7 protein-coding genes are annotated in these 6,631 nt (G+C 40.0%); all 7 read right to left on the bottom strand.

Going from position 1 to position 6,631, the window contains the following annotated elements:
- Window positions 1-725 precede the first annotated feature (725 nt).
- The 7 genes from nqrM to H5117_RS00610 all read right to left on the bottom strand — a co-directional run bounded on the left by nqrM (window position 726) and on the right by H5117_RS00610 (window position 6,627).
- Window positions 726-938 (bottom strand): (Na+)-NQR maturation NqrM, encoded by a 213-nt coding sequence (gene nqrM, locus H5117_RS00640; RefSeq protein ID WP_007376137.1) that lies wholly within the window; start codon window positions 936-938, stop codon window positions 726-728.
- Window positions 939-1,039: 101 nt separating this feature from the next.
- Window positions 1,040-2,071: an FAD:protein FMN transferase gene (locus H5117_RS00635; RefSeq protein ID WP_182735949.1), complete on the bottom strand. Its 1,032-nt coding sequence runs from the start codon at window positions 2,069-2,071 to the stop codon at window positions 1,040-1,042.
- A 109-nt stretch (window positions 2,072-2,180) separates the two neighbouring features.
- Window positions 2,181-3,410 (bottom strand): NADH:ubiquinone reductase (Na(+)-transporting) subunit F, encoded by a 1,230-nt coding sequence (gene nqrF / locus H5117_RS00630; protein ID WP_002958895.1) that lies wholly within the window; start codon window positions 3,408-3,410, stop codon window positions 2,181-2,183.
- Window positions 3,411-3,428: 18 nt separating this feature from the next.
- Window positions 3,429-4,037 (bottom strand): NADH:ubiquinone reductase (Na(+)-transporting) subunit E, encoded by a 609-nt coding sequence (nqrE, locus tag H5117_RS00625; protein ID WP_002958896.1) that lies wholly within the window; start codon window positions 4,035-4,037, stop codon window positions 3,429-3,431.
- 10 nt (window positions 4,038-4,047) lie between these two features.
- The gene (locus tag H5117_RS00620; RefSeq protein ID WP_002958897.1) at window positions 4,048-4,680 is read right to left on the bottom strand and encodes an NADH:ubiquinone reductase (Na(+)-transporting) subunit D; all 633 of its coding nucleotides are present in this window, start codon (window positions 4,678-4,680) and stop codon (window positions 4,048-4,050) included.
- Entirely contained in the window at window positions 4,680-5,432 is a 753-nt protein-coding gene (locus H5117_RS00615) for a Na(+)-translocating NADH-quinone reductase subunit C (protein WP_002958898.1), read from the bottom strand. The genes H5117_RS00620 and H5117_RS00615 overlap by 1 nt, the downstream gene beginning before the upstream one ends.
- Window positions 5,425-6,627 carry an NADH:ubiquinone reductase (Na(+)-transporting) subunit B gene (locus H5117_RS00610; RefSeq protein WP_002958899.1) on the bottom strand — a complete coding sequence of 401 codons (1,203 nt, stop codon included), beginning with the start codon at window positions 6,625-6,627 and terminating at the stop codon, window positions 5,425-5,427. Before H5117_RS00610 ends, H5117_RS00615 begins: the two co-directional genes overlap by 8 nt.
- Between the last annotated feature and the right edge of the window lie 4 nt (window positions 6,628-6,631).

Genomic DNA, 6,631 nt, shown 5'->3' with positions numbered 1-6,631 from the left:
AATATAAAGATTCTTGGTTTACACTACGTGGCAATTGTAGGGAATAAAAACAACTCAAGCTAAGTCACCACCGAACTTGAGCTGCCTTTCACACTGACAACATCTTCACACACAATATAAAGATTTTTGGTTTACATTACGTGGCAATTGTAGGGAATAAAAACAACTCAAACTCGTTCTTTATGGAAGTGAATCCACCGAACTTGAGTTGCCTTTCACACTGACAACATCTTCACACACAATATAAAGATTTTTGGTTTACACTGCGTGGCAATTGTAGGGAATAAAAACAACTCAAACTCAGTCACCACCGAACTTGAGTTGCCTTTCACACTGACAACATCTTCACACACAATATAAAGATTCTTGGCTTACACTGCGTGGCAATTGTAGGGAATAAAAACAACTCAAACTCAGTCACCACCAAACTTGAGTTGCCTTTCACACTGACAACATCTTCACACACAATATAAAGATTCTTTTAAGCGAGGCTAACTTATGCCTCAAGCTTATGACGAGAGCCTTGCTCTTTGTCTATGGTTAAACTTTAGAGTGTTAGCTCCAATTTGACAAACGAGAAAAATAAACCTAATAGGTGAAAAAAACTAAACTATATACCTTTGTCTAATACATTTAGATTGGATTGCTTTGGAAGCTATGATGCGAAGGCGTTTTACAGGCACAAAAAAAGCGCTATAAAGCGCTTTTTAATATTTAAGACAGGCTTAAATAATTTGGTTTTCTTTCCAGGCTTGCTCTTTTGCTAAACGGTTTTTGCGTTTATCACATGGATCATCGCAATCACAGGCTTTATCAATACCAACCGAACCTAAACCACCACAGCTGCTTGCCATAGATTTTTTTTGCACGATCATACCAACGGCCATAGCCGAAACTATCAAAATTAGTAAGCCAAAAGTAAGAAGAAAAAGTGACATTGCTTAGCCCCTATTGATCAGCAATAAATTAAACTCAAATATTTCTGAGCGACTGCTATTATATACCCAAATAACACGGAAATAAACAAGTCAGCACCATACTATAAATAAGGCTTAAATGCTGGGCTTGAGTAGGTAACTAAACCCTCTTTTGATTTACCTATTAAATAAACCGGTAAATCATGTTGTTCAGCATAAGCTTGCGCTTTTTGCATCCCCATTACAGTAAGTGCCGTCGCTAAACCATCTGCCGTCATAGCGCTTGGATGAAGCACAGTTACCGACACTAAGTCGTGCTTAATAGGCATACCTGTTGCTGGATCAATTAAGTGGGTATAGATCTCGCCATCCATTTTATAAAAAATACGGTAATCACCCGATGTCGCTATACCACTTGTACCTGGCGATAAAACACGGTGTACCTTACGCTCTCCAGGTTGCGCATCTGGTTGCTCAATCGCGATTTTCCAATCCTGATTATTTGGCTTTTCACCAGCTATACGTAGCTCACCACCAATCTCAACCATGTAATTAGTAATGTCGTGGTTTTCTAATAACTGGGCAACTTTATCAATACCATAGCCCTTAGCTGTTGCCGAAAAAGAAAGCTCCAGTCCATTAACTGTTTTAGCCAACCCTTGCTCATTTAAGATAAGTTTATCAATGCCTATTTTTTCAACCATACTTGCAAGCTCTTCATCACTTGGGCGATTAGTTGGTTTTTTATCAGGCCCAAAGCCCCATAAATCAATTAAAGGCCCCATTGTTACGTCGAGTGTTTTAGTCGATTCACCCAAGCGAATAGACTCACTTATAACAGCCCTAAAATCTTCGCTAATTGGCATGACTTGATTTGCAGGTAACCTGTTAAATGTATTTATTTCAGAGTCTTCTATGTAAGTAGACATAGATTGGTTCACATCTTTTAAAACAGCGTCTATTTGCAGCTGTAGTTGTGAAGCCGATAGCTGGGCTTGCTCATCATAATATTTAATATGATAAGTGGTACCCATAGTCTTACCTTCTAAAAAGGTTTCTTTTAACTCTGGCTTTTCACCACACCCAGACAATAATAAAGTCAGTGTAATTAGTAAAAAGGCCATTATGCCCTGTGAAGTACTTACTCGATTCATAACAGCTCTACTTAATAGATTGATAAAATTAAAGAATAAAAAAAGCCTCGTAACACAAGTGCTACGAGGCTGGTATTTTAACCAAAACTAAACTGTTTTGGTATTAGTGTTAGCCACCGAAGTCATCTAGTAAGATATTTTCGTCTTCAACACCTAAATCTTTAAGCATAGTAATAACTGCCGCATTCATCATTGGAGGACCACACATGTAGTACTCACAATCTTCAGGCGCTTCGTGATCTTTAAGATAGTTCTCAAATAACACGTTATGGATAAAGCCAGTATAGCCTTCCCAGTTATCTTCAGGCTGTGGATCTGAAAGTGCTGTATGCCATACGAAGTTAGGATTTTCAGCGGCTAGGCCGTCAAAATCTTCTACGTAGAACATTTCACGCTCAGAACGTGCACCATACCAAAAGCTCATCTTACGTTTAGAGTTCAAACGTTTAAGTTGGTCAAAGATATGAGAACGCATTGGCGCCATACCAGCACCACCACCAACAAATACCATTTCTGCATCAGTGTCTTTAGCAAAGAACTCACCAAATGGACCCGAAATAGTTACCTTGTCGCCTTCTTTAAGTGACCAAATGTACGAAGACATTTTACCACATGGCAAGCTAAGGTTTCTTGGAGGTGGAGCAGCAATACGCACGTTAAGCATAATGATGCCTTCTTCTTCTGGGTAGTTAGCCATTGAGTAAGCACGAATTGTTTCTTCGTCTACTTTTGACTCCAGATCGAAGAAACCAAAATGGTTCCAGTCGCCACGATACTCTTCAGGAACATCGAAATCTGCATATTTAACATGGTGAGGTGGAGCTTCGATTTGGATGTAACCACCCGCACGAAACGGCACTGACTCGCCATCTGGAATTTGCAGCTTAAGTTCTTTGATGAACGTTGCTTTGTTATCATTAGAGATAACTTCACAATCCCACTTCTTAACACCAAAAATTGACTCTTCAAGTTCAATTTCCATGTCATTTTTAACATTTACCTGACACGCTAAACGACAGCCTTCACGGGCTTCACCTTTAGATATGTGATCAAGCTCAGTTGGCAGAATATCACCACCACCTTCTTTAATGTGTACACGACACTGACCACAAGAGCCACCGCCACCACAAGCAGATGATACAAATATACCTGACTCAGATAGTGCGCCTAAAAGCTTACTACCTGCTGATGTTTTAATGGCTTTATCTGGGTCGCCATTAATGCCGATGATAATATCGCCACTTGCAACTAACTGAGATTTAGCACCAATGATGACTAAAACCAGTAGTACAACGATAGCGATAAAAACACCAACGCCTAAGAAAATCTGATAATCCATGATTTATCCTCGCTACCTTTACAGTGAAATACCAGAGAATGACATAAAGCCAAGTCCCATTAAACCAACAGTGATGAAGGTAATACCTAAACCACGTAAGCCGTCAGGTACGTCTGAGTATTTCAGTTTCTCACGGATACCTGCAAGTAATGTAATTGCAAGTGCCCAACCAACACCAGCGCCAATACCATAAACAACAGACTCGCCGAAGTTATAGTTACGCTCAACCATGAATGATACCGCACCAAATATTGCACAGTTAACTGTGATAAGTGGTAAGAAGATACCTAACGCGTTGTATAGTGCAGGGAAAAACTTATCTAATGCCATTTCAAGAATTTGCACAAGTGCTGCAATAACACCAATGAAAGTTAAGAAACGTAAAAAGCTAAGATCTGCATCTGGGTAACCTAACCAAGTTAGTGAACCAGGTGCAAGTACCGCATGATAAACCAAGTTGTTTACAGGCACAGAAATACCCAATACAACTATAACCGCTATGCCTAGGCCAATTGATGTAGTTACTTTTTTGGATACCGCTAAAAAAGTACACATGCCTAAGAAGAATGACAACGCTAAGTTCTCAATAAAAACGGCTTTTACAAATAAACTAATATAATGTTCCACTATTTGCCCCTTACGCTTTAGCTTCTACTTGGTCTTTCTTATAAGTACGCAGTACCCATATGAATAAACCAATGATGAAGAATGCACTCGGTGGTAAGATCAATAGACCCATAGGCTGATACCAACCGCCATCTTGTACTAATGGGATAATATCAACACCGAATAGTGAACCCTTACCAAATAGCTCACGAATGAAACCAACAGTAAGTAGTACTACAGAGTAACCTAAGCCGTTACCAATACCGTCAAGGAATGACATAAGTGGTGGCGACTTCATCGCGTATGCTTCAGCACGACCCATTACGATACAGTTAGTAATGATTAGACCAACGAATACAGAAAGCTCTTTTGCAGTAGCATAAGAAAATGCCTGTAATACTTGGTCAACAACGATTACCAATGATGCGATAATGGTCATTTGTACGATGATACGTACAGATGATGGGATCTGGTTACGAATAAGCGAGATAAAGAAGCTCGAAAACGCAGTTACAAGTGTCAATGCGATTGACATAATTAATGCATTTTTTAAGCTAGACGTTACCGCTAGCGCAGAACAAATACCAAGTACTTGTAGTGCGATTGGGTTGTTAGCTAAAACCGGACCGAATAGGACCGCCTTCATTTCTTTAGTATCAGCCATTATTTCAATGCTCCTTTACGTACTTTCGCAAGGAAAGGGCCAAAGCCATTTTCGCCAGTCCAAAAGTCAACTGCATGATCAACACCGTTAGACGTTAATGTAGCACCTGAAAGACCATCGATCTTATGCTCATCATTGCCCGCAGTACCTTTAACAATTTGAATTGGAAGTTCTTTACCTTCCCATGTAGCAGTCCACTGTGGATTTTGGATTTCGCCACCAAGACCTGGGGTTTCATTATGCTTGTAAAAGATAATGCCCTTAACTGTTTCACCATCGCTTTCAAGCGAGATAAAACCGTACATCAAGCCCCATAAGCCGTAGCCTTGGATAGGAAGAATGATTGCATCAACTGAGCCATCTTCTTTTTTAGAGATATACACCGGTGACTCTTTAGTCACACGTTGAATACCAGCAATATCTTTAACGCCTTTCTCTTGAAGAGAAACACTTAGCGCTGCATCATATTTGCTTTTTTCAAAGTCAAAGATTGTTGGGTCTGTATCTACAAACTCACCTGTAGTCATGTTTACAACGCGCGCTTCGATTTTTGCATCAAATGTTTCAAGAACATTTTCAACTTTGTCGATGCCCGCAGCAGCTAAGATATTGCTTTGAATATCTTTGTTTTTATTAGCTTGCTGTAAAGGACGAAGCTGTACAGAAGCAAACGATACAATGATTGCACACACTAAACATAGTGCTACAACAACTGACAACGTTTTGCCGATTGATTCGTTATTACTAGACATTACGTGCCAACCTCCGCTTAATATTAGCCTGCACTACAAAGTGATCGAACAGTGGAGCGAACAAGTTAGCAAATAAGATTGCTAGCATCATGCCTTCTGGGAAAGCAGGATTCACAACACGTATCATAACCACCATAAAGCCAATTAGTAGACCATATGCTAATTTACCTTTGTCAGTAAATGCAGCTGATACAGGGTCAGTAGCCATAAAGAACATACCAAACGCAAAGCCACCAAGTACGAAATGCCAATACCAAGGCATTGCAAATACAGGGTTAGTTTCTGAGCCAACAGCATTTAATAAAAATGCAGTTGCTACCATACCTAGGAATACACCTAGTACGATGCGCCAAGAAGCGATACGAACGTAAATTAAGAACAAACCACCTACTAATAATGCAAGTGTAGATGTTTCACCTACAGAACCTTGAATGAAACCATAAAACGCATTCCACCATAATTCCATGTTTGCAAAGTCAAGTGTGCCAGCAAATGCTTGGCCTAGCATAGTTGCACCAGAGAAAGAATCTACTGCTGTCCATACTGTGTCACCTGAGATTTGAGCTGGGTATGCAAAGAATAAAAATGCACGACCGGCTAAAGCAGGGTTTAAGAAGTTACGGCCAGTACCACCAAAGATTTCTTTAGCGATTACTACACCAAACGTAATACCTAACGCAACTTGCCATAAAGGAATAGTTGCTGGCAAAATAAGTGCGAATAATACAGAAGTAACGAAGAAACCTTCGTTAATTTCATGCTTACGCACTGAAGCAAATATAACTTCCCAGAAACCACCTACTGCAAATGTTACAGCGTAGATAGGTAAGAAGAAACATGCTCCATAGAACATCTTAGCGCCCCAGCCTGCATCAGCGGTTAACTCGCCACCGAATAACTGGAACAAACCAACTTGCCACGTGTTTGCTAGTTCAAAACCTTGTGCTAAAGCACCAGCGGCCTGATGACCGATATTGAACATACCAAAAAACATAGCTGGGAACGTCGCCATCCACACTAAAATCATCATACGTTTTAGGTCGATGTTATCGCGTACGTGTGTCGCGCCTTTATTTACGTAGCCTGGTGTATAAAAAATAGTTGCAGCTGCTTCATACAGTGCATAAAACTTTTCATATTTACCACCGGCTTCAAAATTCGGCTCGATATCTTCTAGATATTTTTTTAAACCCATCTCT

Origin of the sequence: Pseudoalteromonas sp. SG45-1 (assembly GCF_014164135.1) — a bacterium.
GTDB lineage: Bacteria > Pseudomonadota > Gammaproteobacteria > Enterobacterales > Alteromonadaceae > Pseudoalteromonas > Pseudoalteromonas distincta.
This window is presented reverse-complemented; position numbering and strand designations above follow the sequence as displayed.